The 22,658-nt window shown below is 69.5% G+C and carries 27 protein-coding genes; 10 read left to right on the forward strand and 17 right to left on the reverse strand.

The annotated features are described in order from the left end of the window. Positions 1-90: 90 nt before the first annotated feature. On the reverse strand, positions 91-843 hold the full coding sequence (locus H565_RS0109725; RefSeq protein WP_027460850.1) for a serine/threonine-protein kinase: 753 nt from the start codon (positions 841-843) through the stop codon (positions 91-93). 58 nt (positions 844-901) lie between these two features. Between H565_RS0109725 and H565_RS0109730 the strand changes: the two genes are divergently transcribed. Together H565_RS0109730 and lepB are read left to right on the forward strand one after the other, a co-directional pair. Beyond that, the gene (locus H565_RS0109730; RefSeq protein ID WP_027460851.1) at positions 902-1,702 is read left to right on the forward strand and encodes a patatin-like phospholipase family protein; all 801 of its coding nucleotides are present in this window, start codon (positions 902-904) and stop codon (positions 1,700-1,702) included. Between the two features lie 47 nt (positions 1,703-1,749). Beyond that, the gene (gene lepB, locus H565_RS0109735) at positions 1,750-2,550 is read left to right on the forward strand and encodes a signal peptidase I (RefSeq protein WP_027460852.1); all 801 of its coding nucleotides are present in this window, start codon (positions 1,750-1,752) and stop codon (positions 2,548-2,550) included. On the opposite strand, the gene H565_RS0109740 is transcribed toward lepB, so the two are convergent. Genes H565_RS0109740 through H565_RS0109760 form a run of 5 tightly spaced genes read right to left on the reverse strand, consistent with a single transcriptional unit; the run spans position 2,547 to position 5,061 of the window. After that, the gene (locus H565_RS0109740) at positions 2,547-2,897 is read right to left on the reverse strand and encodes a DUF503 domain-containing protein (RefSeq protein ID WP_027460853.1); all 351 of its coding nucleotides are present in this window, start codon (positions 2,895-2,897) and stop codon (positions 2,547-2,549) included. The two genes, lepB and H565_RS0109740, sit on opposite strands and share 4 nt — an antisense overlap. Before the next feature lie 9 nt (positions 2,898-2,906). Next, positions 2,907-3,131: a hypothetical protein gene (locus H565_RS0109745; RefSeq protein WP_027460854.1), complete on the reverse strand. Its 225-nt coding sequence runs from the start codon at positions 3,129-3,131 to the stop codon at positions 2,907-2,909. Further along, positions 3,131-3,637 carry a DUF1999 domain-containing protein gene (locus H565_RS0109750; protein WP_027460855.1) on the reverse strand — a complete coding sequence of 169 codons (507 nt, stop codon included), beginning with the start codon at positions 3,635-3,637 and terminating at the stop codon, positions 3,131-3,133. Before H565_RS0109750 ends, H565_RS0109745 begins: the two co-directional genes overlap by 1 nt. A gap of 12 nt (positions 3,638-3,649) precedes the next feature. Next, positions 3,650-4,537, reverse strand: a complete 888-nt coding sequence (locus H565_RS0109755; protein ID WP_027460856.1) for a ribokinase — start codon at positions 4,535-4,537, stop codon at positions 3,650-3,652. Then, positions 4,534-5,061 carry a nucleoside deaminase gene (locus H565_RS0109760; protein WP_034409146.1) on the reverse strand — a complete coding sequence of 176 codons (528 nt, stop codon included), beginning with the start codon at positions 5,059-5,061 and terminating at the stop codon, positions 4,534-4,536. The genes H565_RS0109755 and H565_RS0109760 overlap by 4 nt, the downstream gene beginning before the upstream one ends. Positions 5,062-5,215: 154 nt before the next feature. Between H565_RS0109760 and H565_RS15790 the strand changes: the two genes are divergently transcribed. From H565_RS15790 to H565_RS15055, 6 genes are all read left to right on the forward strand, one after another. Beyond that, complete coding sequence (locus H565_RS15790; protein WP_027460858.1) at positions 5,216-6,904, forward strand: long-chain-fatty-acid--CoA ligase; 1,689 nt, start codon at positions 5,216-5,218, stop codon at positions 6,902-6,904. Positions 6,905-7,116: 212 nt separating this feature from the next. Further along, entirely contained in the window at positions 7,117-8,694 is a 1,578-nt protein-coding gene (locus H565_RS0109770; RefSeq protein WP_027460859.1) for an L-glutamate gamma-semialdehyde dehydrogenase, read from the forward strand. A 161-nt stretch (positions 8,695-8,855) separates the two neighbouring features. Continuing rightward, positions 8,856-9,365, forward strand: a complete 510-nt coding sequence (locus tag H565_RS0109775; RefSeq protein WP_027460860.1) for a DinB family protein — start codon at positions 8,856-8,858, stop codon at positions 9,363-9,365. A 145-nt stretch (positions 9,366-9,510) separates the two neighbouring features. Beyond that, the gene (locus H565_RS0109780) at positions 9,511-10,806 is read left to right on the forward strand and encodes an aminotransferase family protein (protein ID WP_027460861.1); all 1,296 of its coding nucleotides are present in this window, start codon (positions 9,511-9,513) and stop codon (positions 10,804-10,806) included. Positions 10,807-10,905: 99 nt separating this feature from the next. Continuing rightward, positions 10,906-12,609 (forward strand): PhoX family protein, encoded by a 1,704-nt coding sequence (locus H565_RS0109785; RefSeq protein WP_051363533.1) that lies wholly within the window; start codon positions 10,906-10,908, stop codon positions 12,607-12,609. Next, positions 12,606-12,950 carry a hypothetical protein gene (locus H565_RS15055; protein WP_051363534.1) on the forward strand — a complete coding sequence of 115 codons (345 nt, stop codon included), beginning with the start codon at positions 12,606-12,608 and terminating at the stop codon, positions 12,948-12,950. The genes H565_RS0109785 and H565_RS15055 overlap by 4 nt, the downstream gene beginning before the upstream one ends. Positions 12,951-13,041: 91 nt before the next feature. Here the strand turns inward: H565_RS15055 and map are convergent, their stop codons facing one another. From map to H565_RS0109820, 6 genes are all read right to left on the reverse strand, one after another. Next, complete coding sequence (gene map, locus H565_RS0109795; RefSeq protein ID WP_027460863.1) at positions 13,042-13,803, reverse strand: type I methionyl aminopeptidase; 762 nt, start codon at positions 13,801-13,803, stop codon at positions 13,042-13,044. A gap of 76 nt (positions 13,804-13,879) precedes the next feature. Beyond that, complete coding sequence (locus H565_RS0109800) at positions 13,880-14,281, reverse strand: DUF4259 domain-containing protein (RefSeq protein WP_027460864.1); 402 nt, start codon at positions 14,279-14,281, stop codon at positions 13,880-13,882. Between the two features lie 9 nt (positions 14,282-14,290). Continuing rightward, on the reverse strand, positions 14,291-14,593 hold the full coding sequence (locus H565_RS0109805; RefSeq protein ID WP_027460865.1) for a hypothetical protein: 303 nt from the start codon (positions 14,591-14,593) through the stop codon (positions 14,291-14,293). Continuing rightward, a complete protein-coding gene (locus H565_RS0109810) occupies positions 14,590-14,856 on the reverse strand; it encodes a hypothetical protein (RefSeq protein ID WP_034403114.1) in 267 nt (88 codons plus the stop codon). Before H565_RS0109810 ends, H565_RS0109805 begins: the two co-directional genes overlap by 4 nt. A gap of 30 nt (positions 14,857-14,886) precedes the next feature. After that, a complete protein-coding gene (ispG, locus tag H565_RS0109815) occupies positions 14,887-16,116 on the reverse strand; it encodes a flavodoxin-dependent (E)-4-hydroxy-3-methylbut-2-enyl-diphosphate synthase (RefSeq protein ID WP_027460867.1) in 1,230 nt (409 codons plus the stop codon). 45 nt (positions 16,117-16,161) lie between these two features. Beyond that, on the reverse strand, positions 16,162-17,271 hold the full coding sequence (locus H565_RS0109820; RefSeq protein WP_027460868.1) for a BMP family lipoprotein: 1,110 nt from the start codon (positions 17,269-17,271) through the stop codon (positions 16,162-16,164). Positions 17,272-17,463: 192 nt separating this feature from the next. On the opposite strand from H565_RS0109820, the gene H565_RS0109825 reads away from it, so the two are divergent. Then, entirely contained in the window at positions 17,464-19,305 is a 1,842-nt protein-coding gene (locus tag H565_RS0109825; protein WP_027460869.1) for an alpha-amylase family glycosyl hydrolase, read from the forward strand. Here the strand turns inward: H565_RS0109825 and H565_RS0109830 are convergent. Further along, positions 19,262-19,813: a P-loop NTPase family protein gene (locus H565_RS0109830; protein ID WP_034409148.1), complete on the reverse strand. Its 552-nt coding sequence runs from the start codon at positions 19,811-19,813 to the stop codon at positions 19,262-19,264. The two genes, H565_RS0109825 and H565_RS0109830, sit on opposite strands and share 44 nt — an antisense overlap. Before the next feature lie 242 nt (positions 19,814-20,055). Between H565_RS0109830 and H565_RS0109835 the strand changes: the two genes are divergently transcribed. Next, positions 20,056-20,439, forward strand: coding sequence for an NADH-quinone oxidoreductase subunit 15 (locus tag H565_RS0109835; RefSeq protein ID WP_027460871.1), 384 nt, complete (start codon positions 20,056-20,058; stop codon positions 20,437-20,439). A 19-nt stretch (positions 20,440-20,458) separates the two neighbouring features. On the opposite strand, the gene H565_RS0109840 is transcribed toward H565_RS0109835, so the two are convergent. The 4 genes from H565_RS0109840 to H565_RS0109855 are packed head-to-tail and all read right to left on the reverse strand — an operon-like array spanning position 20,459 to position 22,609. Further along, positions 20,459-20,923 carry a divergent PAP2 family protein gene (locus H565_RS0109840; protein WP_027460872.1) on the reverse strand — a complete coding sequence of 155 codons (465 nt, stop codon included), beginning with the start codon at positions 20,921-20,923 and terminating at the stop codon, positions 20,459-20,461. After that, positions 20,920-21,786: a bifunctional methylenetetrahydrofolate dehydrogenase/methenyltetrahydrofolate cyclohydrolase FolD gene (gene folD / locus H565_RS0109845; RefSeq protein WP_027460873.1), complete on the reverse strand. Its 867-nt coding sequence runs from the start codon at positions 21,784-21,786 to the stop codon at positions 20,920-20,922. The genes H565_RS0109840 and folD overlap by 4 nt, the downstream gene beginning before the upstream one ends. After that, complete coding sequence (nusB, locus tag H565_RS0109850; protein WP_027460874.1) at positions 21,783-22,271, reverse strand: transcription antitermination factor NusB; 489 nt, start codon at positions 22,269-22,271, stop codon at positions 21,783-21,785. The genes folD and nusB overlap by 4 nt, the downstream gene beginning before the upstream one ends. Further along, the gene (locus H565_RS0109855; protein WP_034403128.1) at positions 22,268-22,609 is read right to left on the reverse strand and encodes an Asp23/Gls24 family envelope stress response protein; all 342 of its coding nucleotides are present in this window, start codon (positions 22,607-22,609) and stop codon (positions 22,268-22,270) included. Before H565_RS0109855 ends, nusB begins: the two co-directional genes overlap by 4 nt. Positions 22,610-22,658 lie beyond the last annotated feature (49 nt).

A 22,658-nucleotide genomic window follows, 5' to 3' on the forward strand; every position in this document is an offset into this window, starting at 1 on the left:
ACGTCGCTGGGGTAGCCTCGCCGGGTCACCCACCCATTCTGCTGTCTTCAGAGTCACGCACCCTAAGTTCGACCCTGTTCTTGGCAGCTTCTAGTACGGTAGCCCCGCCAGCCGCAGCAACCACTCCCGCGCCGCCGCCGCGTCCCCCAGCCGCCGGGAGCGGTCGGGGTCGGTGAGGGCGGCGAGCAGGGGGTCAAGGGGGTCGGCGGCGGGGGGTGGGGGCACGCCCAGGGGTCCCAGTGCCCCGTGCAGGCCCCAGCCCAGCAGGATGCCGACCCCGTAGAGGTCGCTTTCCGGCCCCAGCGGTTCGCCCCGGCGGGCCTCTGGGCTTTGGAAGGCAGCGGTGCCCAAGCGGGTGGGGGCGCTAAAGGTCTCGCCCGCCGGACCCGACAAGTCGAAGTCCACCAGGGTGGCGCTGCCGTCAGGTTCGGCGAGGATGTTCTCCGGCTTGACGTCGCGGTGCACCAAGCCCCGCCCGTGCAGGTGTCCCAGCGCACCGAGCAGGTGCGCGAGCGTCAGCAGGTAGGCGCGGCGCTCGGAGGTGAGGGCGGGTCGCCGGGCATAGCGGGCAAAAAGCACCCGTCCGCGGGCGTAGGTCAGCAACAGAGCGGGGCGACCCTCCACGCTGACGGCGCTGAGCACCCGCACCAGCCGGGGGTGGTCGAGGCCCTCCCCGCACGCCAGCTCGCGCCCCGCGTGGGCAGCGAAATGCGGGTCAAAAATCTTGACGGCGCGGGGTTGTCCCCCCCCATCGACCGCGAAATACACCACGCTGTGCGAGCCGCGCCCCAGGGGCCGCACGAGGCGCACCCCTTCTCCGACGACCTGTCCTGCCAGCGGCATCTTGCCTTCCACGGTACTCCAAAGGCCTCCGGAAGGTGCAGCCCCCTACAATCCCCCCATGCCGGGGTATGGACTGGTCTTGGGGGGCGGCGGCGCACGCGGCCTGGCGCACGTCGGGGTGTGGCGGGTGCTGGAGGAAGCGGGGCTGCCGCCGCAGGTCCTCGCGGGCACCTCGATGGGGGGGCTGGTCGCGGCCTTTATCGCGGCGGGGGCGAGCGCAAACGAGTTGCAGCGCGTCTCGCAGACCGTGTCGTGGCGGCGGCTGATTGACTGGCGGCTGGGCAAAGGGCTGCTCAAGGCTTCTGCCTTTGAGGCGTGGTTGGCCGAGCACCTCCCGCCCACCTTTGAGGCGCTGGAGCGTCCGCTCGCCGTCACCGCGACGGACGTCCTGACCGGGCGCATGGTGTACCTGCGGGAGGGCGACCTGTACCCCGCTCTGCGGGCAACGGCGGCCTATCCGGGAGCCACCCCCCCGGTGCCCTACGGCGACATGCTGCTGGCCGACGGGGGCATTCTCAATCAGGTGCCGGTGGATGCGGCGTACTTTCTGGGAGTGCACCACGTCGTGGCGGTAGACGTCACCGCCCCCGAACCGCTCCAACTCCCAGAGCGGCGGCGGTGGCGCTCGGCGGGGGGGCTAGGCCCCGTGCGCTCCTTGCGGCGGGCCGTCGACATCATGCAAGCGCAACTCACCGACGCTCGCCTCAGCCTCTACCGCCCGGACGTGCTGCTGCGCCCGAACCTCGGCGACATCGACCTGCCCTCCTTTCGGCGGGGGGCGCAGGCGATAGAGGCGGGCGAGGCGGCGGCGCGGGCCGAACTCGCGCGGGTGCGGGCGCTCGTGGGGGCGGGGGGCTGAGACTGGAGCGCGCCCTGCTATCCTGCGCGGCGGGTTAAAGGAGCCGCATGACGAAACTGAAAGGGGCCGGGAGCGGTCCGCTGGGCAAACTGTGGAAGGAAGTGCTGGAACCCATCGTCTTCGCGGTGGTGATTACCCAGTTTTTGGCGACGCTGGTGGGCGTGGACGGCGTGAGCATGATGCCCAACCTGCGTGACCGCGAGCGGGTCTTCGTGCCCAAATACGAGACGTGGCTGCACAAGGCGGGAGTCGGCGACTTTAGCCGGGGCGACATCCTGATTTTTAAGCCCCCGCGGGAGGCCGCCGACAAGGCCCCCAACCTCACCCGGCCCGCCCCCTTCGGGCTGTGGACCTACCGCCCCTTCCTCATCAAGCGGCTGATTGGGCTGCCCGGTGACCGCATCCGCATCGAGAACGGCGAGGTCTTCGTCAACGGCACGCGCCTCGACCAAAGCTGGACCACCGACTACTGGCGCGAGCAGGGCTGCTGGGATACCGGAAGCCCGCTGGCGAACGCAGCGACCTCCAGCATCGGTGGCCTGGTGCCCGACCAACCCGAACTCACGGTGCCGCCGGGCCACTACTTCGTGATGGGCGACAACCGCACCGCGGGCGGCAGCGAAGACTCGCGTCTCTTTGGGCCGGTGCCCCGGCGCGACGTCGCGGGGCGGGCGGCGGCGGTCGTGTGGCCGATTATGCGCAAGCAAAGCGCCGCCTACGACTGCGCCGAAGGCAAGGTCGCGCAGCTCAGCGGCGCAAGCGTCCTGAACTGGCGCGTCTTGCAGCGTCCCGCCGCCTTCGACGCCCTGAAGTCGGCGCTGGGAAGCCAGGCGGGGGCAGGGCGCTAGGGACCCCCCTCCCTGGGGAGAGGGGTCCCCTCCGCCTCTTCTTCTCCCCCGCCGAGCACTGTAATCTCGGTGTCCTCCCAGGCGACCCGGTATTCCCCCTCGCGGGCGATGAAGTCGGCAGCCATCCGCAGGGTTTCTTCGACCCAACCGTAGTCGCTACTGAGGGTGGCCACCCCGATAACCTCCCAGTCGTGGGCGTCAAGGCCGTCGAGGCGGGCCACCGTCAGGGGAAAACGGGCCTTGAGGCGCTCGACAACCGGGCGCACCAGGGCGCGTTTTTCCTTGAGGTTGCTCACCCAGGGCATCTCCACCCGGACGGTGAGGACGCCGACGTAACCGAGGGCCATAGAGGCCCTTCAGAGCATCCCGGCGAGGAAGCCCTGCGAGCGCACGGCCCGCACGAGGTCCATCACCGTGTGCTGGGAGGGGTCGTAGTGGACTTCAATCTGGCCCTCGTCGGGGATGGCCTGGACGACGCCGGGGAGGGTACGCAGATGCCCGGCGACGCGCTCGCCCGACTCACGGGTCAGGCCGCGCACGCCGAGCAGGACACGGGCAGGTTTGGCGGTCATGGCGGCCATTATGCCGCGCCCCCCGCCCCGCCCAAACGGGTGCCCGGTGCGGTCGCCGCACGGGTACCGAGGTGACAGACCCCATACCCGCCGACGAGGTGCGCTTCCTCCTGATCGGCAGCTCCCTCCAGCGCGGGGGTCACGGGGAAATGCACCTCGTAGACGGCGCTGTCGTAGGCACTCTTGACGACGGCATGGAGGAGGCCCGCTGCCGTTTCCTCCGGCGCGCCGGGCGACAGCAGCACCGTCCGCACGAGGACGATGGGGCGGTCTCCCTGCCAGACATGCTGGGCGAAGATGGCCCCGGCAAGGCCCGTCATCCCCTCGCCCTGGGCGACAAAGGAATGTTCGCTGCGTTCGTAGAACTTGAGGGCAGCGTGGCTGGTGCTCAGGCGGCCCGCCCGCTCGCGCTCCGGCAGAGCGTCAAAGCCGGGGTCAGCAGCGTGCTGGGCGGCGAGGTCGAGTTGCCGAAGGGCCTCGAAATCGGCCTCGTTAAAGGTGCGGTAGCGGAGCATCTCGGCGTCAGCCTAGCGCCCCAGCGCCGCTTCCAGCTCGGCCCGCGGGGGCATCGCGTCCTGCGCACCGGGGCGGGTGCAGGTCAGGGCCGCGGCGACGCCCGCCGCCCGCAGCGCCTCCCAGAGGGGCCACCCGGCGGCGAGTTCGGCGGCCAGCACCCCCGCGAAGGTGTCCCCCGCCCCGGTGGTATCGGCGGGAGCGACCGGGTGGGCGGGAAGCACCTGCGTCTCCTCCCCGGTCACAGTGAGGCTGCCCTGCGCCCCCAGCGTCACGGTGACGGCCCGCAGCCCGGTTGCCAGCAGAGCACGCGCCTGCGCCTCTGCCCCACCCCCAACGGGCGCGAGGGCCGCCAGCTCGGTCTCGTTCACGAGCAGGTGGGTGACGTCAGGAAGGAGTTCTGGGGCGGAAGCCTGCACGGGAGCCGCATTGAAGAGCACGGTCAAGCCCGCCGCCTGGCCGCGCCGCGCCGCCTCGCGGGTGACGTCGGCGGGCAGCTCGCCCTGAAGCAGCAGGTGGGTGTAGGGGGTGAAGTCTGCGGGCAGGTGCCCAGGCGTCAGCCGCGCATTGGCTCCGCTGGCCACCGCAATCGCGTTCTCGCCGCCCCCCGCGACCGTGATAAGAGCGAGGCCCGTGGGCGCGTCCAGCGTGTGCAGGTCGGTGAGGTCCACCCCCGCCCGCATCAAGCCGCGCAAGGCCACCTCCCGAAAGGAGTCCTGGCCGACCGCCCCGCAGAAGGACACCCGCGCCCCAGCGAGGGCCGCCGCGACCGCCTGGTTTGCGCCCTTGCCGCCGGGCGACACCTGCGCGTCGCCCCCCAGGACCGTCTCGCCGGGGGCGGGCAGGTGGGGCACCCGCACGCTGAGGTCGGCATTCACGCTGCCGACCACCAGGAGGGTCATTCCACCCCCGCCGTCTCGGCAGGGTAACGCTCGCGCCACAGCGCCCAGCCCTCCGCGGGAAAGGCGCGTTTGGCTTCGGGAGCAAAGAGGCGGGCACCCTCGGCCTCCAGCTCAGGGTCGGGGCAGCGGACCACCTCGGTTGCCTGCATGGCGGGATGGTCGCTCCAGGCTATCAGGCGGCCCGACCCCCCCCAGGGGTCATCGGTGGCCCACACGATTCGGCCTAACCCCAACAGCGCGGAAGCCCCGCCGCACATCAAGCAGGGTTCGAGGCTGGTGTAGAGGGTCAGCGAGGCAGGACGTTCCAACTTGCCCGCCGCAAAAAAGAGGTCCATTTCGGCGTGGGCGACGCTGGCTCCTCCCACGTGCTCTGGCGTCTGGGCCTCGCTGACGCGGTTGCGACCCCGGCCCACGATGTCGCCCCGCGCGTTGACGAGCACGGCTCCGACGGGAGCGCTGCCCGCCGCCTGCGCTTCGCGGGCAAGGGCCAGAGCTTCTTGCAGGTAGCGGCGGTGCGGGGTCATGCGGACCAGTGTGGCATGCCCCCAGGGGAAGCGCAGGGCAGCGAAATGAGGCTATACTGAGTCTAATTTCAAGGCGCAGTTCCTGCCCGCCCGCTGCCCCCGTCGCAGCGGCCCTGGCGCGGCGGGGGGCGCGCAAGGAGCGTGAAAGACCGGCATGGAGAGACCCTGGCTGTCCCACTACGAAGAAGGTGTGCCGCACGAGTTCACGCCGAGCAATGACACTCTGCCCGACCTGCTGCGGCGCACGGCAGAGCAGTACCCGGACCGCACCGCCCTGACCTTCCTGGGGGCCAAAACGACCTACCGGGCGCTGTGGGGGCAGGTCCTGAGTTTCGCGGCGGCGCTGCAAAAAATCGGCGTTCAGCCCGGCGAGCGCGTCAGCCTGATGCTGCCCAACTGCCCGCAGTTCGTGGTGGGCTTTTACGGGGCGCTGCTCGCCGGGGCCACGGTGGTGAACACCAGCCCGCTGTACACCCCGCACGAGTTGGGGCACCAGCTTCAGGACAGCGGCAGCGAGACGCTGATTTTGCTCGACGCGTTTTACCCGCGCTACGAGCAGATTGCCGGGGAGGTCCCGGTGCAGCGGGTCATCGTGACCGGGATTCAAGACGCTCTCCCCTTCCCCAAAAACGTGCTGTATCCCCTCAAGGCCCGCCGCGAGGGGACGTGGGTGAATGTCAAGACCGGGGGGTCGGTGTATTCCATGACCCAGCTCGTGCGGCAGGAGGGCACCCCGCAGCCCGTGACCCTGCGCCCCGATGATGTGGCCCTCCTCCAGTACACGGGCGGCACGACGGGCGTCCCCAAGGGCGCGATGCTGACCCACCGCAACCTTATCGCCAACGCGGAGCAGGCCCGCGCGTGGATGACCGACCTGCGCAGCGGGCAGGAGGTCACCCTGGCCGCCATTCCCTTTTTCCACGTCTACGGGATGACGGTCGCGATGAACCTCAGCTTGCTCATCGGGGCGACGATCGCCCTCGTGCCCAATGCCCGCGACATCAAGATGGTGCTCTCGCAAATCTCGGCGAGCGGGGCGACCCTCTTTCCCGGCGTGCCCACCCTCTACAACGCCATCAACCACCACCCCGACACGCCGGGGCACGACCTCACCAGCATTCGCGCCTGCATCAGCGGGTCAGCGCCGCTGCTGCTGGAGACGGCCCGGCGCTTCCGGCAGATTACCGGGGGAGCCAACCTCGTTGAGGGCTACGGCCTGACCGAGGCCAGCCCCATCACCCACACCAACCCGATTTTCGGCGACCAACGCGAAGGCAGCATCGGCCTCCCCATGCCGGGGGTGGATGCCGTGGTGATGGGCGAAGATGGCCAGCCCGTGCCGAACGGCGAGGTCGGCGAGCTGTGGGTGGCTGGCCCGATGGTCATGAAGGGCTACTGGCAGCGCCCCGACGAAACCGCCAAGGTGCTGCGCGAGTGGCAGGGCCAGACCTGGCTGCTGACGGGCGATATGGCCGTCATGGATGACGACGGCTACTTCCGCATCGTGGACCGCAAGAAAGACCTCATCATCGCGGGGGGCTTTAACATCTACCCCCGCGAGGTCGAGGAAGTGCTGACCGCGCACCCCGCGGTGCTCGAAGCCGCCGCCGTGGGTGTGCCCGACGCGTACCGGGGCGAGAGTGTCCACGCGGTCGTGGTGCTCAAGCCTGGGCAGGAGGCCACCGAAGCCGACATCATCGGGCATTGCCGCCGGGAGCTGAGCGCGTACAAAGTCCCGCGCAGCGTCGAATTCCGCGCCGAGCTGCCCAAGACGGCGGTCGGCAAGGTGCTGCGCCGCCAACTCGCCGAGGAAGCCAAAGCCGCTCGGCAGCAGCCCGCCTAACCCCACCTCTGCTGACCACCGCCCGACCCTGGGAGTGACCTGGGGTCCGGCGTTTTTTGGTTCTCCTCGTCACCTTTCACTTGCCAGGTGAGTGGGGTCCAGGAGTGCCCGCCGGGGCTGACTTTTCAGCCCTTTTTTGCCGACTGACAGCGGGTTGGTGCGCCTGTGGGGGGCGTGTTAGGCTCGCCTCATCCACAAGGAGGCACAGGACCATGACGAACACGCTGCTGGAGGGCTTCCTTCCTTTTGAACACGAGCCGTATTTCGCCTTCAGTCAGCCGGAGGTAGCCGAGCGGCAGCGGGCCGCCTACCGCACGGTGCGGGAGCGGTACGTCGGCCAGCACTTTCCGCTTTACATCGGCGGGCGGGCGGTGCCCGGCGACAGCACCTTCGAGGTCCGCAACCCCGCCGACACCCGCGAGGTGGTGTGGCACTTTCCGCAGGCTTCGGCAACCCAGCGTGAGGAGGCGATTCGCTGCGCCGCCGAGGCGTTTGAAGACTGGCGATTCTCCGACCCCCTCCAGCGGGCGACCATCTTCAAGCGGGCCGCCGAGCTGCTGCGGGCGCGGCGGATGGAATTCAACGCCGTGATGGGCCTGGAAAACGGCAAGAACTGGGCCGAGGCCGACGGCGAAGTGGCCGAGTGCGTGGACCACTTTGAGGTCTTTGCTCGCGAAACGCTGCGGTGGGCGCAGGGCAAAGCCGTCTACCCGATACCCGACGAGCACGTCACGACCGTGTACGAGCCGCTGGGCGTGGTCGCGGTCATCAGCCCCTGGAACTTCCCGGCGGCGATTCCGCTGGGCATGAGCCTGGGCGCGATTGCGGCGGGCAACACGGTGGTCTGGAAGCCCGCTTCCGAAACGCCGCTGTCGAGCTTGCTGCTCGTCGAGCTGCTGTACGAGGCGGGGCTGCCCCGGAACGTCATCCAGTTCCTGACCGGAACCAACGAGGTGCTCGGCGACCCCTTGGTCGACCACAAGGACATCCGCATGATCGCCTTTACCGGCTCCAAGGCGATTGGCTGCCGCATTTACGAACGGGCCGCGAGGGTGCAGCCCGGCCAGCGCTGGCTCAAGCGGGTGATTGCGGAGATGGGCGGCAAAGACCCCACGGTGGTCTGCGCGGACGGCGACATCGACGCCGCAGCACTCGGCATCGTGCAGGCGGCCTTCGGGTACGCCGGGCAGAAGTGCTCGGCGTGCAGCCGGGTGATTGCCGAGGAGAGCGTGCATGACGAGCTGCTGGAAAAGGTCGTGCGGCTGACGCGAGAGCTGAAGATGGGCTCGCCGGAGGAGAACGCCCCCCTTGGCCCGGTCATTCACGAGAAAAGCGCAGAGCGCATCATGGGCTACATCGAGCGCGGCAAGGCCACCGCCCGCTTGGTGCTGGGCGGCGAGCGGGCGGACATGGGCGAGGCCGAGGGGGGCTACGTGCAGCCCACCATCTTTGCAGACGTGGACCCGCGTGACCCCCTCTTTCAGGAGGAAATCTTCGGCCCGGTCCTGAGCTTCACCAGGGCACGCGACTGGGAACACGCCATCGCGCTGGCGAACGACTCCGAGTACGGCCTCACCGCCTCCTTTTACAGCCGCGACCCCCGCAAGATTGCAGAAGCGCGGCGGCGCATCCACGTCGGCAACCTGTACGTCAACCGCAAGTGCACCGGGGCGCTGTCGGGTACCCACGCCTTCGGCGGCTACGGCATGAGCGGCACGAACGCGAAGGTGGGGGGGCCGGATTACCTCTTCTGGTTCGTGCAGACGAAGACGGTGGCGCAGCGGTATTAGCGCCTGCGGCGCAGCCCAAGGGTCTAAGGTTCTAAAGGTCGAAGAGTCGAAGGTCTCTTCGGGGCCAGGTGGAAGCGGGCCGCCCTCCTACCCCCACCCCCGTCCCCCTTAGACCCTCCCCCTCTTTGACCCTTCGACCCGCGCAGCCGACAATACCCCCCATGACCCCACACGACGACCCCTCCCGCGCCGAACGCGCCCAGCTCGCTTTTGCCCGGCTGCTGCCGAAGCTCTTCCGGGGCGGTCAGGCCTTTGTGGGCGTGGAAGCGGCTCTCAGCGGGCTGGACGCCGATACCGCGACCCGCCGTCCCCAGGGGTTGCCGCATTCGGTGGCCGAGCTGGTGGCGCACGTGAACTGGTGGAACCGCTGGATGCTGGACATCATCGAGCTGGGGCAAGCGCAGCCCTACCCGGCGCACGCCGCCGACACCTGGCCCGCCGTGACCCCAGCAGACTGGCCCCGCGTGAAGGCCGAGTTCTACGAGCTGCTCGCGCGGGTGGACACGCACACGGCCCGCCCCGACCTCGCCAACCCGGTCAACCACGACGAGACCATCGGGGAGCTGCTGGCCGACTTTGCCCTGCATACGGCGCACCATTTCGGGCAGGTGGTCACCGTGCGGCAGGCGCTGGGGGCGTGGCCGCCTCCGGGGGGTGGGGACACGTGGTGAGGGCAGCGGCCAGCTTCCAGCCGCCAGCGACCAGCAACAGGCAGCGTCACCGAACTGAACGTGGGTGACGCCAGCCGCGCCGCGCCGGGGTGGCTGGCCCTCCCCCCTCCCTTCGACTCCCAACCCCCGAAAGGACTCCCTCCCCGTGACCAACTCCAGCGTCTTTTACCGTTCGCGCAAGCCCTCTCCAACCGCCGTGCGGGGAGAGGGGGTGTACCTCTATGACGCAGGCGGGCGGCGCTGGCTGGACGGCTCGTCGGGGGCGCTGGTGGCCAACATCGGGCATGGGCGGGCGGAGGTCGCGGAGGCGATGGCGCGGCAGGCCCGCACGCTGCCCTTTGTGCACGGCTCGCAGTTCACGTCGGACGTGCTGGAGGAGTACGCCTCTAGGCTGACCGCCTTTCTGGGCTTGCCCGGCTTCCGCTTCTGGGCGGTGTCGGGCGGCTCGGAGGCGAACGAGAGCGCCATCAAGCTGGCGCGGCAGTACCACGTCGAGCGCGGCGAGCCGGGGCGCTACAAGGTCGTCACGCGGGTGCCGAGCTACCACGGGGCCTCGCTGGGAGCGCTCGCGGCGTCGGGGATGGGGGCGCGGCGGGCGATGTACGCCCCGCTGATGAACGAGGTCGCGTGGCCCAAGATGCCCAAACCTGACCCCACCCTCTCCGGCGAGGATGACGCCGAGCGGCTGCGGACGGTGCTGGAGGAAGCGGGGCCGGACACGGTCGCCGCCTTCATCGGCGAACCCGTCGTGGGGGCGTCCGACGCCGCGCTGGCCCCGAATCCGGGATACCACGCCCGCATCGCGGAGATTTGCTGCGAGTACGGGGTCCTCTTCATCGCGGACGAGGTCATGAGCGGGATGGGCCGCTGCGGGGCACCGCTCGCCGTGCGGCTGCATGAGGACGTGACCCCCGACCTCGTGGTGCTGGGCAAGGGGCTGGCCGCCGGATACGCGCCGCTGGCGGGCCTCGCCGCCTCGCCGGAGGTCTACCGCACGGTGATGGAGGGGTCGGGGGCTTTTCAGCACGGCTTTACCTACGCCGGCCACCCGGTCAGCGTGGCGGCAGGCCTGAGCGTGCTGGACATCCTGGAGCGCGAGGAGCTGCCGGAGCGGGCGCGGACACAGGGGGGGCGGCTGCTGGCGGGGCTGCGCGACCTCCAGGCCCGGCATCCCCACGTGCTGGAGGTGCGCGGGCACGGCCTGCTGCTGGGGGTGGTGCTGGGCGACCCGCAGACCGGGGAGGCGTACCGGACGCCGGGCCTGGCCGGGCGGGTCGCGGCGGCGGCCTGGGAACGCGGCCTGGTGACCTATCCCGGCACGGGGGCGGTGGACGGCGTGCGCGGCGACCACCTGCTGCTGGGGCCGCCGCTGAGCATCACGGACGGCGAAGCGGGCGAGCTGCTCGCGGCGTTGAGTGAGGCGCTGGGAGCGTCAAGCTGACCGCGAGCAGACCAATGGATGCGGAGCCTCCCCAGCCGCTTGATGCAGAGCTGACGCCCCGCTGAAGCTGCGGTGACGCGGGGCTGGCAGGCTGGGGCCATGACCACCTCGACACCGCAGGGCAAGGCCGAAACGAGTCTCTGGCACCGGCTACTGGACCGCAAGCTCACCCGCCGGGGTGCCCTGGGGACAGTCGCGGCCACGGCAGCGGTCACCCTGCCGCTGCGCATCAGCGAGGCGGAGGCCCTCTCCAACAACGGCGCTCCGGTGGACGCGCCGCCCGCTCCCCTCAACCCGCGCACGCTGCCGCCCTTCCGGGCGATTGAGGCGGGGAACGCCGACACCCTGACCCTGCCCTTCGGCTACCGCTGGCAACTGCTGGCCCCCTGGGGCGAGGTCTTTACCGCAGACGGGGGGGAGATTGGCTTCAACCACGACTTCGTGGGGTACTTCCCTATCGACATGTTGGAGGGTGGGCGCTCCTCGACCGACGCGCTGCTCACCATCAACCACGAATACGTCAACCCGCTGTTTGTGGGGGGCAACACCCGCGAGCGCACCCCAGAGCAAATCCGGGCCGAGATGAAGGCCGTGGGTGTGAGCGTGGTGCGGGTGCGCCGCGAGGAAGGCGGCTGGAAAATCGTGCCCGACCCCCGCAACCGCCGCATCGACGCCATGACCGAGATTGAGCTGACCGGACCCGTGCGCGGCAGCGCCGTGGTGAAGGGGGCAACGACCGTGCGTGGCAGCGTGGGCAACTGTTCGGGGGGACAGACGCCCTGGGGCACCCTGCTGACCTGCGAGGAAAACGTGGACGGCTATGCCCGCGCCTGGGCGGGCAGCGGCTACGAGGCGATGCACCAGGGCTGGGTCACTGAGATTGACCCCTTTGACCCAGCGTGGCGACCCAAGAAACGCACTGCGATGGGCCGCTTCCGGCACGAGAACGTGGCCGTGACCCTGACCAAAGATGGCCGGGTGGTGGGCTACATGGGCGACGACATGCAAGACGCCTGCGTGTACAAGTTCGTCAGCCGGGGCCGCTACCAGCCGGGCAACCGCAACGCGAACCGCGACCTGCTCGCCGAAGGCGACCTGTATGTCGCCAACTTCGGCAACGGGAGCTGGATTCTGCTCGACTACGACAAGAATCCCAAGCTGCGGGAGGCCAAGGGCGCGGACGGCAAACCGCTCTTTAGTGGGCAGGCCGACGTGCTCGCGGACGCGCGGGCCAGCGCCCTCGCGGTGGGGGGCACCCCGGTCGACCGTCCGGAGGACATCGAGATTCACCCCCGCACGGGTGAGGTCTACGTGGCGCTCACCAACAACGCCAAGCACGGCAACTACTTCGGCCAAATCATCAAGTTCCGCGAAAACGGAGACGCCGCCGCGCCGACGTTCCTGTGGGAGGTCTTTGCGGTGGGTGGCCCCCAGAGCGGCTTTGCCAGCCCCGACAACCTCGTCTTTGACCCCTACGGCAACCTGTGGATGGTGACCGACAACTCGGACCTGGGCACCAACCCCATCAAGGCCTTCCACGGCAACAACGCGATGTTCTTCTTTCCGACGGAGGGGCCGCGAGCGGGGAGGGCACACCGCTTTGCCATCGGGCCGGTCGACGCCGAACTCACTGGCCCGGTCTGGTCGCCCGACGGGAAGACGCTCTTTTTGGCGGTGCAGCACCCTGGCGAGGACAGCGAGAGCCTGGACAAGCTCACGAGCACCTTTGCGGCAAAACCCGGTACCCGCATTCCGCGCCCCACCCTGGTCGCCATCGAGGGATTTCCGGGGTGGCAGGCATGACCCTCCATTCCCGCCCGCGTGCCCCCTGGATTGTGGGGCGCACCCCCCTGCTGGAGCACGCCGCCGCCGACTTTCTGAACGAGGTCACCCGGCAAACCCCCTGGCGGCGGGCCAGATACGAGGCGCTGCTTGGGGCGCTGGAGGCCTGGCTGGAAGAGCGGGGCAGCTCGCCCGTCCCGCTGCAGGCCTATGCCCCGGCGGCAGGCGAAGCGTGGCTAGAGTCCCTGCCCGCGCCGGAACGCCCCCTCGCCGCTGCCCTCCTGGACGAATTCGGCCACTACCTGCACGAATGGGGCTGGCTGATTCCCACCGGGGTCGAAGCCTTCCCGCTGGCGGAATAGGGCGCCTCCCTGTTTCTACAAGCCTGCCCCCCTGCGCCGCGCTCAGGGGGGTCTCTTTTCGGGTGAGAGCTGCCCTTTGGCCCGCAGCCCTTTACAGGGTCAGAATCTCGTGGCCCTTGGGCGTCACGACTACCGTATGCTCGAACTGGGCGCTGGGCGACGCGTCGGCGGTGACGACTGTCCAGCCGTCGGAGAGCAGCCGGGTTTCGGGGCGGCCCAGGTTAATCATGGGTTCCACCGTAAAGACCATGCCGGGCTGAAGCTTGAGGCCGGTGTGCCTCACCCCGTGGTGATAGATGGTGGGTTCCTCGTGCAGGCGCTTGCCGATGCCGTGGCCGGTGTACTCGCGGACCACGCCGTAACCGCGCGACTCGGCCAAAGTCTGAATCGCGTGGCCGATGTCGCCCGTGCGTCCGCCGGGCCGCACCTGCTCTAGCCCGGCGGCGAGGCATTCGCGGGTCGTGTCGACGAGCGCTTGCACCTCCGGGCGCACCTGCCCCACCGTGTAGGTGTAGCAGGCGTCGCCGTACACGCCGTTCAGGTACACGCCGATATCCACCCCGATGATGTCCCCCTCCTGGAGTTCGCGGGGGCCGGGAATGCCGTGGCAAATCACCTCGTTGACAGAAGCGCAGATGGTCGCCGGAAAGGGGTTGGACTTGGGGCCGTAGCCCAGATAAGCAGGGGTCGCTCCGGCCCCCCGGATATGCTCTTCAGCAATGCGGTCGAGGTCGGCCAGGGTCGCGCCGGGCTGGACATGGGGTTCCAGCACTCGGAACGTCTCGGCGACGAGCGCCCCCGCACGGCGCATGGCTTCAATCTCGCGGGCGGATTTCAGAGGGGCGCGGCTCATAACGGATGAGGCTAGCACACCTCTGCCGAGCCGCCGAACCGCGCCCTGCACGCTGGGGGGCGCCCGGCTCGGCACCTCACCCCAGTGCTCCGCGCACCCGCTCGACCTCAGCCCGCCACGCCGCTTCGTCCTCCGCATCGGCCCACAGCTCCGGCAGTTCGCTGTCCGGGGCGAGCACCCGCGAGACCGCCGCTTGGGCCACGTCCCGCAGCTCTCCCAGTTCGGTGGCCTCTGCCCCGGCCACCCAGGCCCGCAGCTCCGCGTCGGTCAGGCGCGAGGTGTCGCCCGTCAGCACGGCGGCGAGCACCTCGGCGGCGGCCAGGGTGCGCCAGCCCTCCTCGGCGGCGAGGAAATCGGTGTCGGGGTCGAGGGCCACGTCAAAGGCCTCGGCGAGGGCAAAGGCCCCGTCCTGGGCCACCTCCTCCGCAAAGGCCGCGCCAACTTCGTTCTCGAATGCACCGGGTCCCCAGAGGTTCATGGGAGCAGGCTAACGCCCGTAAGCGCTGTCGTGGTCGGGGTGAATGGAGATGCAGTGCAGGGTGTCTCCTGTGCGGGTGCACAGCAGGCGGCTTTTCTGGCTGACCCGCAGGGTGTACAGCGTTTCGCCGCCCGGTCCCGCCTGAGCATGCACCTTTTCCCAGTTCAGGCCGGGGGCGCGGTAGAGCGTCTCCCAGTCCAGGCGGTGAAGCCGGGCCAGCGTGTTCAGCACAGCATGGCGCTCAGCCTTTTCCAGGGCGAACAGGTCCCGTTGAAAAGTGGGGACGTTGAGGTCCAGGCGAACGGCGCTCACGCGTCGCGAAGGCTTTCCAGTTCCTCAGGGGTGGTTTCACGGCCTGGGTTCTGGGACAACCACTCGAACGCTTCCTTCAGCTTCGCCTGCATTTCAGGCGTGTGCAGCCAGCGTTCGTTGTCGGGAATGACCGTCGCGGTACGAATGCGCCAGACGCCCGGCTCAGGCTGCTCGACCAGCACCGTCCGCCCGGCATATTCCTTGCCCAGCGAAATCTGCCCGCTGGCACCAATCACCTTCAGTTCGGTCTCTTTGGCGGTCATGCCCTCATGCTAACAGGGTTGCATGAAAACTCAGACGACCACCCTCCCCCGCCCGTACCGCTCCTCGACGTACTGGTCAAGGAGCGCCTTGAAGTCCTCCACAATGCGCGGCCCCCGGAGGGTGGTGAGCAGCTTGCCGTCCCGGTAGACGGGGGCGCGGGGGTCTTCCCCGGTGCCGGGCAGGCTGATGCCGATGTTGGCGTGCTTGCTCTCGCCGGGGCCGTTGACGACGCAGCCCATCACGGCGACCTGCATCTCCTCGACGCCGGGGTACTTTTCCTTCCATTCGGGCATGGCGTCGCGGATGTAGTCCTGAATCTGCCCGGCGAGGTGCTGGAAAAAGGTGGAGGTCGTGCGCCCGCAGCCGGGGCAGCTCGTGACCTGAGGCAGGAACTGGCGCAGGCCCAGGCTCTGAAGAATCTGCTGGGCGACCTCAACTTCCAGCTTGCGCGGCGCTCCCGGCTCCGGCGTGAGGCTGACGCGAATGGTGTCGCCGATGCCTTCGGTGAGGAGGGGGGCCAGGGCCACGCTGGAAGCGACGATGCCCTTCATGCCGATGCCCGCTTCGGTCAGGCCGAGGTGCAGGGGATAGTCACACAGAGGCGCAAGCTGGCGGTAGACCTGCCACAGTTCGGGAGCCGAGCTGACCTTCACCGAGATGATGATTCTGTCGTGCGGAAGGCCCAGCGCTTCGGCGTAGCGGGCCGACTCCAGGGCGGAGGTCACCATCGCGTCAATGGTCACGTCGGTGGTGGATTTGGGGTTGCCCGCCGCCGCGTTCTCGTCCATCAGGCGGGCCAGGACCTGTTGGTCGAGGCTGCCCCAGTTCACGCCGATGCGGACGGGCTTGGCGTACTCCTTGGCCACCTCAATCATCGTGGCGAAGTTGGCGTCGTGGTGCTGCCCGGCCCCCACATTGCCGGGGTTGATGCGGTATTTGGCGAGCAGCCGAGCCGTCTCCGGAAACTCGGCCAGCAGGATGTGCCCGTTGTAGTGAAAGTCCCCGACGATGGGCACCTCCAGTCCCAGCACGCGCAGGCGCTCCACAATCTCTGGGATGGCCGCGGCAGCTTCGCGGGTGTTGACCGTCACGCGCACGATTTCGGACCCGGCGCGGGCGAGCTGCGCGACCTGCAGGGCGGTGGCCTCCGCGTCGGCGGTGTCGGTGTTCGTCATGGACTGCACGACGATGGGATGCTGGCTTCCCACGGGCACCCGACCCACCCAGGTGGTCACAGTTTGACGGCGCGGCACTCTCATGGGGCGCAGTTTACCCGCGCCCCGGCGGGACATTGGCGGCGGGGGCTACTGGGTGGGCACCTTGACCGTGCCCCTCACGATGAGGTCTTCGAGCTTCTTGAGGTTGGTCTTGAGGGATGCCGGAATCAAGGCCTCGTTATAGCGGTCAAAGGCCAGCCCGATGCCGCCATTGCTCAGGCCGAAGGAGCGGTCGCCGCTGCGCCAGGGTCGTCCCATCGCCACGTCCTTGACCACCGCGTACACGGCGTTGTCCACCCGCTTGAGCATGGAGGTCAGGCCGTGGTTCATGGTGGCGGGGTTGCCGTCAAAGTCACCGAGCGCGTTCTGATTGGTGTCCACCCCGATGAAAAAGACCGGACGGCTGTCGCCCGCACAGGCCTTGCGGTAGGCTGCGCTCTTGGGCACCGCCGCGTAGGGGTCGGCGCGGAACTTCAGGTCGGGGGGCAGGTTGGCGGCCTTGAGGCAGGGCTGCGCCTTGATTTGGTCAATCACGCCCCGGCCACTCGCCCCCGCCGCCGCGTAGATGATGTCGTTGCCGTTGCGCTGAAGCTGCGCGGTGAGCGTTTTGGCGATGCCGGGAAGGTTAAAGCCCGCGCTGGAGTCGCTGACAAACTGCGAGGTCACCTGGCAATCGGGGCAGGCAAAGGCCACCCCCGCTTCGAAGCCCGCTCGGAAGCGCCGAATCACCGGGATGTCGGTGCCGCCGATAAAGCCCACTCGCCCGGTGGCCGTCTGCTTACCCGCGAGATATCCAGCCAAGAAACTGCCCTCGTGCTCGCGAAAGCGCAGGCCCACCGTATTGGGTCCTTTGGGCAGGTCATCGACCAGGACAAAGCGGGCATTGGGGGCCGCCGCTGCCGCCGCCGTGAGGGCCGCGTTGTTGGCGTACCCCACTCCAACCACCACCTTGGCCCCCGCACGCACCAGGCCAGGAATGCCGCGGCCCACCTCGCTGAGCTGTCCCGGCTCGAAGGTGCGGATCTGTCCGCCCGTCTCAGCAATCACCCGCTGCACGCCCTGGAAGACCGTCTGGTTGAAGCCCCCGTCCTGGCGCCCTCCCAGGTCAAACGCCACCCCCACCGTAAACCCGATGGCGTGGGCGGAACCGGCCAGGAGGAGAGACAAAGAAGCCAGCAACGCGGTTTGTCGACGCATACATCATGTTTTCTCATCAGTTCTTACAGCGGCCTGACGCCACTGGGGGGGTACCCCCCCCTTGACCACCCGCCACCCGCCCACGCAGACTGCGCACAAACCCGAAGGCAACGCTTGCTCCCCGCCGGGCACGACCTCTCTTCCGCAGCGACAGAGAAGAGGTCGTGCTCGGCGAACAGCATGGAGGACGAGATGAACGACCACAAAACAGGAATCAGTGCCTGGCACGACCACACCCCCGGCTACACGGCGCGGCTGGGGGCGGGGGTCGGCGAGGGGGGCGTGCGGCTGCGGCTGCGCGTGGCGGGGGCCGGAGTCGGGGACGTGACGGGCGCTTGGCTCGATTTCGTGCGGGTGGGCGAAATCGAGAGCGTGCAGGCGACCGAGGTGGCTGGGCCACCCGGCACGGAGGGCCGCTGGTTCGAGGCCGAGCTGCCGCTGGACGCCGCCCGCGTGCGCTACGCCTGGACGCTGAGGCTGCCGGACGACCAGCTCCACCTCACCGCGCTGGGGCTGCACCGGGTGCGGCGGGGCTTTCGGAGCTGGTTTGGGTACCTCGCCGGACACCGGGCGCCCGAGTGGGCCTGGCGCAGCGTGTTCTACCAGGTCTTTCCCGACCGCTTTCGCAACGGCGACCCCACCAATGACGTGCGGGACGGCGAGTACCTCTATCAGGGCCGCCCGGTCGAAAAGGCCGCGTGGGGTTCCCCGGTCACGAAAGAGGGCGACATCCACGCCCACTACGGGGGCGACCTGCGAGGAGTGCAAGACGCGCTGCCCTATCTGGAAGACCTCGGCGTGAACGCGCTGTGGCTCACGCCCATCTTCGTCTCGCCGTCGAACCACCGCTACGACATCAGCGACTACCGCCACGTCGACCCGCACCTCGGCGGGGACGCCGCCTGGGACGAGCTGCGAGCGGCGGCGGACGCGCGGGGCTTTCGGCTGGTGCTCGACGGGGTGTTCAACCACGTCGGCAATGAGCACGCCCTTTTCCGAGCGGCGCTGGAAAGCGAAGCGGCCCCAGAGCGGGCGCTCTTTACCTGGCGCGACGAGCCAGGCAAGCCGCCCTATCACGCCTTTTTCGACCTGCCCAGCCTGCCCAAGATTGACTACCGGGCACCGGAAGCCGTCGCCGAGTTCCTGAACGGCGAGCGCAGCGTGGTCCGCGAATGGCTGCGGCGGGGAGCGGCGGGCTGGCGGCTGGACGTGGCGCACATGATTGGGACGGGCGGCAGCGACGAGGACAACCTCACGCTGCACCGCGCCCTCAAGCAGGCCGCCCGCGAAGAACGTCCCGACGCTTACGTCTTTGGCGAACGCTTCTTTGACCCCGAACACGCCCTTGACGGCCAGGGCGAGGACGGCGCGATGAACTACCACGGCTTTGGCCTCCCGGTGATGCAGTGGCTGAGCGGCGAGGACCACTATGGCCGCCCCAGCCGCTTGGAGGGCACGGAGCTGGCCGAGCTGCTGCATGACGCCTGGCACGTCCTCGCGCCGCCCGTCGCGCTGAGCATGTTCAACCTCATTGAGTCGCACGACATCGGGCGGGCCTTGTTCCGGCTAGGGGAAGACCGGACCCGGTTCCTGGCCGCCTTCACCCTGCTGATGGGCTATCCCGGTGTGCCCTGCACCTACTACGGCACGGAGATTGGCCTCAGCCAGCGCCAGCCGGGCATGATGCCCTGGTGCCGCGAGAGCATGCCCTGGGACGAGGCGACCTGGGACCAGGAGCTGCGGGCGCGGGTACAGGCGCTCATTCGGCTGCGGCGAGAGACGCGGGTCTTGCAGGAAGGGACCCTGCGCTTTGTGCACGCGGAAGCGGACGCCCTCGCCTTCCTGCGCGAGTTCACGGACGCGGTGGGAAGGGTCGAGCGGGCTGTGGTCGTCGCCAGCCGCCGCCCGGAGGCCCACCCGGTGACGCTGACCCTCCCGGCGGGCGAGTGGCGGGACCCGCTGCGCGGCGAGACGCTGCCGGGCGGCGAGGTCACGCTGGACGCGGCGGGCGGGAGGATGTTGCTTCAGGGCTGAGAGAGGCCAGCCACCGCGCCGCCTCCCCCGGCGACCGCAGCCGCACGACCCGCAGATGCGGGTATGCCGCGAGGAGGGCGGGCGTCTCGCGGCGGCGTTTCCAGTGGGTGCGGAAAAACCAGGCCAGGATGCCGTCGCGGGTGAGCTGTGCAGACAGGCGCTCGCGGTTGCCGTTCCACAATTCCTGGCGAGTGAGGATGCGCCGCAGCGTGCGCCTCAGCAGTCGCCAGAACACGACCTGACCGGGATAGTCCAGCCAGACCAGCGTGTCGGCCCGCGCCCACCCGATGTCGCGGGCCTTGGAGTAGTTCCCGTCCATCACCCAGGCGTCCCCGGCGGTGAAGGCGGCGACCCGCGCCCGGAACGCCTCTCGCGGGGCCTCCTGCCAGCCGGGGAGGTGATTCCAGGCGTCCTGCTCGCCGTGGGGTACCCCTAGCCGCCCGGCGAGCGCACGGGCCAGGGTGGTCTTGCCGCTCCCGGTGGTGCCGATAACGACGATTCGCCTCATGCCCAGCAGGAAATCACGGGGTGGGGGGCCGAGGCATCCGCCACCTGGCTGGGACCTAGAGGATTGGCGGAAGAACGCCTGATGTTCTGTCCCTCTCCCCTTGTGGGACTCACAGAGCTGCTTGCAGAGAGGCCTTGCGAGAGCTTGGGATGACTTGTAAAGCTCCGCAGTCGAGGGGGCGCCCGGACCGGAGCTAACCGCTGACGGCTGGCCGCTGGCCACTTGCTATCCTGCCCCCACACATGGCACACGCAGATGACGGGCGGCTGTACGCGGGATGGGTCGAGCTTCTCTCGTGGCTGGAAGCGGAAGCGGCGGCGCAGGGCTTGGGCTTTCAGAAGGTCGCGGACTTTCCCGACTACATCTACCGCATGGAACGGCCCTATGACCTGCCCACCACGGTGATGAGCGTGGCCCTCACGGCGGGGGGGCAGCCCCTGCTGGTGGCGGCGGTCAGCCCCCGGCACGTGGACCTAAAGAGCATTTCGCTGCGTCTCATGGGCGGCTCGAAGCACTGGCACCTGCACGCGGGCGAGGCCGGGCTGCTGGAGGGCAAACGGCCCTTCACGCGGGAGCGCCTCGCGCAGCTTATCGAGGGGGCGGTGCGGGGACTGACGGCGGTGTGAGGTGGGTGCCGGGTGACCCTTACAGCACTCGGAAGGCCACCCACGCCATGCCCACCCCCAGCAGGGTGCCCACGAGCACTTCGAGGTAGGTGTGCCCCAGCAGCACCCGCAGGGGCAGGGGCGCGAAGCCCTCGCGGACGACGGTTCGCAGCTCCTCGACGAGGTCGTTGAGCAAGCGGGCCTGCATGCCGCTGGAGTGGCGCACGCCCGTCGCGTCGTACATCACGATGAGGGCAAAGACGGCGCAGGCGGCAAAGAGGGGGCTGCCCAGCCCCTGGGTGAGGGCCACCCCGGTCGTCAGGGCCGCCACCATCGCGGAGTGGCTTGAGGGCATGCCCCCCGTCTCCATAAAGGCTTCGGGCCGCCAGCGCCGCTCCAGCAGCAAAATGAGGAGCACCTTGAGCACCTGCGCTCCAGTTGAGGCGAGCACCGCCGTCCACAGCCAGCGGTTGCCCAGCAGGTCGTCGAGGGGAGAAGGGGTCATGGGCAAACAGGAAGAGCGCTCCGGCGCTCGGCGGCGGCGACGGTGTTGGCGAGCAGAGCGGCGACCGTCATCGGGCCGACACCCCCCGGCACGGGTGTGAGGGCGGAGGCGACCCCCGCCACCGCCGGATGCACGTCTCCGGTGAGGTGGGCGGCTCCCGACCCGTCCACGACTCGGTTGATGCCCACATCCACCACGACCGCGCCGGGCCGCACCATCTCCGGCGTGATGAGGTGCGGCTGCCCCGCCGCCACGACGAGCAGCTCGGCTTCCCGCGTGACCGCCCCCAGGTCGGGCGTCTGGCGGTGGGCCAGCGTGACCGTCGCGTCAGCGGCCAGCAGCAGCGCGGCCATCGGTCGGCCCACGATGAGGCTGCGGCCCACCACCGCAGCTCGGCGGCCCGCGACGGGAATCCCGTAGTGCGCCAGCAGCGCCATCACCCCGGCGGGGGTGCAGGGGGTCAGGCCGGGCCGCCCCGACCACAGCTCGCCCACATTGCAGGGATGAAAGCCGTCCACGTCCTTGGCGGGGTCTACCGCCCGCAGCACCGCCGCCGCATCGAGGTGGGGCGGGAGGGGAAGTTGCACCAGGATGCCGTCCACGTCAGGGGCCGCGTTCAGGTCGGCGAGGAGGGAGAGCAGTTCGGTCTGCGAGGTTTCCTCCGGCAGGGCGTAGACCGTGCTGCGCAGCCCTGCCTCCCGCGCCCGGCGGTCCTTGCCACGCACGTAGCTCGCCGAGGCGGGGTCATCGCCGACGCGCACCAGGGCGAGGCCGGGGGGCCGGGACAGGGCGCGGGCGCGTTCAGCGGTGGCCGCGAGCAGGGCGGCGGCGGCGGGTGCTCCGGCCAGCAGCTGCGCGGTCACGCGTCCCGGTTCCCCGATAGGGTGCGGCTGAGGCCTCCCAGCACCCCGTTGACAAAGCGGCCCGAATCCTCGCCGCCGAACTTGCGGGCGATGCGCACCGCGCTCTCGATGACGGGGGGATGCGGCTCGGAGGTGTAGAGCAGCTCGTAGGTCGCCAGCCGCAGCACGTTGAGGTCAGTTTGGGCCATCTGCCCGAAGTCCCAGCCGCGAATGGTGCGGCGCAACTGGTCGTCGACCTCGGTGCGGCGGGTCTCTAAGCCCTCCAGGAGTTGCCGGGCAAAGGCAAGCGCCTCCTCGCTGAGGGGCGGGAAGGTGTCGTCGCCCTCGCGCATGGCCCCTTCGGCGCGGGTGAAGATGGCACCGAGGGGCAGCCCCGCCCCGGCCCCGCCCCCCCGCTCGGCCTCGAACAGCACCCGGAAGGCGAACTCGCGGGCGGCACGGCGGGTGCCGAGGGGCGGCTGGGCACGGTCGCGGCGGCGGGTCAAGCGGCCCCCTCACGCGGCAGGGTCACGCCCAGCACGCTGACGTTGACGGCCCGCACCTTCAGCCCGGTCATCAGCTCGATGTTCTCGCACACCGCCCCCTGTGCTTGCCGCGCCAGCCCAACGAGGCTGCGGCCATACTCCACGTTCAGGCCGACATCTACGGTGACTTGGTTGCCCTCGCGGGTGACCCGCAGGGCGCGGGGGCGGCGCGGCCCCCCCTGCGAGCGCAGCACCTCGCCCACCTTGAGGGGCGCGGCGGCGATCTCCACGCCCTCGATGCCGTCCAGCGTCGTGGCGGCGATGTCCGTCAGGACACTTTTGCTGATGTCTACGTCCATATCGGGAGACAGTGTAGCTGGGGGAGGGGGGGAGGCGAGTGGCTGGTGG

The organism is Deinococcus murrayi DSM 11303 (genome assembly GCF_000482805.1).
Classification (GTDB): domain Bacteria; phylum Deinococcota; class Deinococci; order Deinococcales; family Deinococcaceae; genus Deinococcus; species Deinococcus murrayi.

Coding starts and splice junctions, on each gene's coding strand:
- H565_RS0109725 (WP_027460850.1), bottom strand. CDS start 843: ATGCCGCTGGCAGGACAGGTCGTCGGAGAAGGGGTGCGCCTCGTGCGG.
- H565_RS0109730 (WP_027460851.1), top strand. CDS start 902: ATGCCGGGGTATGGACTGGTCTTGGGGGGCGGCGGCGCACGCGGCCTG.
- lepB (WP_027460852.1), top strand. CDS start 1,750: ATGACGAAACTGAAAGGGGCCGGGAGCGGTCCGCTGGGCAAACTGTGG.
- H565_RS0109740 (WP_027460853.1), bottom strand. CDS start 2,897: ATGGCCCTCGGTTACGTCGGCGTCCTCACCGTCCGGGTGGAGATGCCC.
- H565_RS0109745 (WP_027460854.1), bottom strand. CDS start 3,131: ATGGCCGCCATGACCGCCAAACCTGCCCGTGTCCTGCTCGGCGTGCGC.
- H565_RS0109750 (WP_027460855.1), bottom strand. CDS start 3,637: ATGCTCCGCTACCGCACCTTTAACGAGGCCGATTTCGAGGCCCTTCGG.
- H565_RS0109755 (WP_027460856.1), bottom strand. CDS start 4,537: ATGACCCTCCTGGTGGTCGGCAGCGTGAATGCCGACCTCAGCGTGCGG.
- H565_RS0109760 (WP_034409146.1), bottom strand. CDS start 5,061: ATGACCCCGCACCGCCGCTACCTGCAAGAAGCTCTGGCCCTTGCCCGC.
- H565_RS15790 (WP_027460858.1), top strand. CDS start 5,216: ATGGAGAGACCCTGGCTGTCCCACTACGAAGAAGGTGTGCCGCACGAG.
- H565_RS0109770 (WP_027460859.1), top strand. CDS start 7,117: ATGACGAACACGCTGCTGGAGGGCTTCCTTCCTTTTGAACACGAGCCG.
- H565_RS0109775 (WP_027460860.1), top strand. CDS start 8,856: ATGACCCCACACGACGACCCCTCCCGCGCCGAACGCGCCCAGCTCGCT.
- H565_RS0109785 (WP_051363533.1), top strand. CDS start 10,906: ATGACCACCTCGACACCGCAGGGCAAGGCCGAAACGAGTCTCTGGCAC.
- H565_RS15055 (WP_051363534.1), top strand. CDS start 12,606: ATGACCCTCCATTCCCGCCCGCGTGCCCCCTGGATTGTGGGGCGCACC.
- map (WP_027460863.1), bottom strand. CDS start 13,803: ATGAGCCGCGCCCCTCTGAAATCCGCCCGCGAGATTGAAGCCATGCGC.
- H565_RS0109800 (WP_027460864.1), bottom strand. CDS start 14,281: ATGAACCTCTGGGGACCCGGTGCATTCGAGAACGAAGTTGGCGCGGCC.
- H565_RS0109810 (WP_034403114.1), bottom strand. CDS start 14,856: ATGACCGCCAAAGAGACCGAACTGAAGGTGATTGGTGCCAGCGGGCAG.
- ispG (WP_027460867.1), bottom strand. CDS start 16,116: ATGAGAGTGCCGCGCCGTCAAACTGTGACCACCTGGGTGGGTCGGGTG.
- H565_RS0109820 (WP_027460868.1), bottom strand. CDS start 17,271: ATGCGTCGACAAACCGCGTTGCTGGCTTCTTTGTCTCTCCTCCTGGCC.
- H565_RS0109825 (WP_027460869.1), top strand. CDS start 17,464: ATGAACGACCACAAAACAGGAATCAGTGCCTGGCACGACCACACCCCC.
- H565_RS0109830 (WP_034409148.1), bottom strand. CDS start 19,813: ATGAGGCGAATCGTCGTTATCGGCACCACCGGGAGCGGCAAGACCACC.
- H565_RS0109835 (WP_027460871.1), top strand. CDS start 20,056: ATGGCACACGCAGATGACGGGCGGCTGTACGCGGGATGGGTCGAGCTT.
- H565_RS0109840 (WP_027460872.1), bottom strand. CDS start 20,923: ATGACCCCTTCTCCCCTCGACGACCTGCTGGGCAACCGCTGGCTGTGG.
- H565_RS0109855 (WP_034403128.1), bottom strand. CDS start 22,609: ATGGACGTAGACATCAGCAAAAGTGTCCTGACGGACATCGCCGCCACG.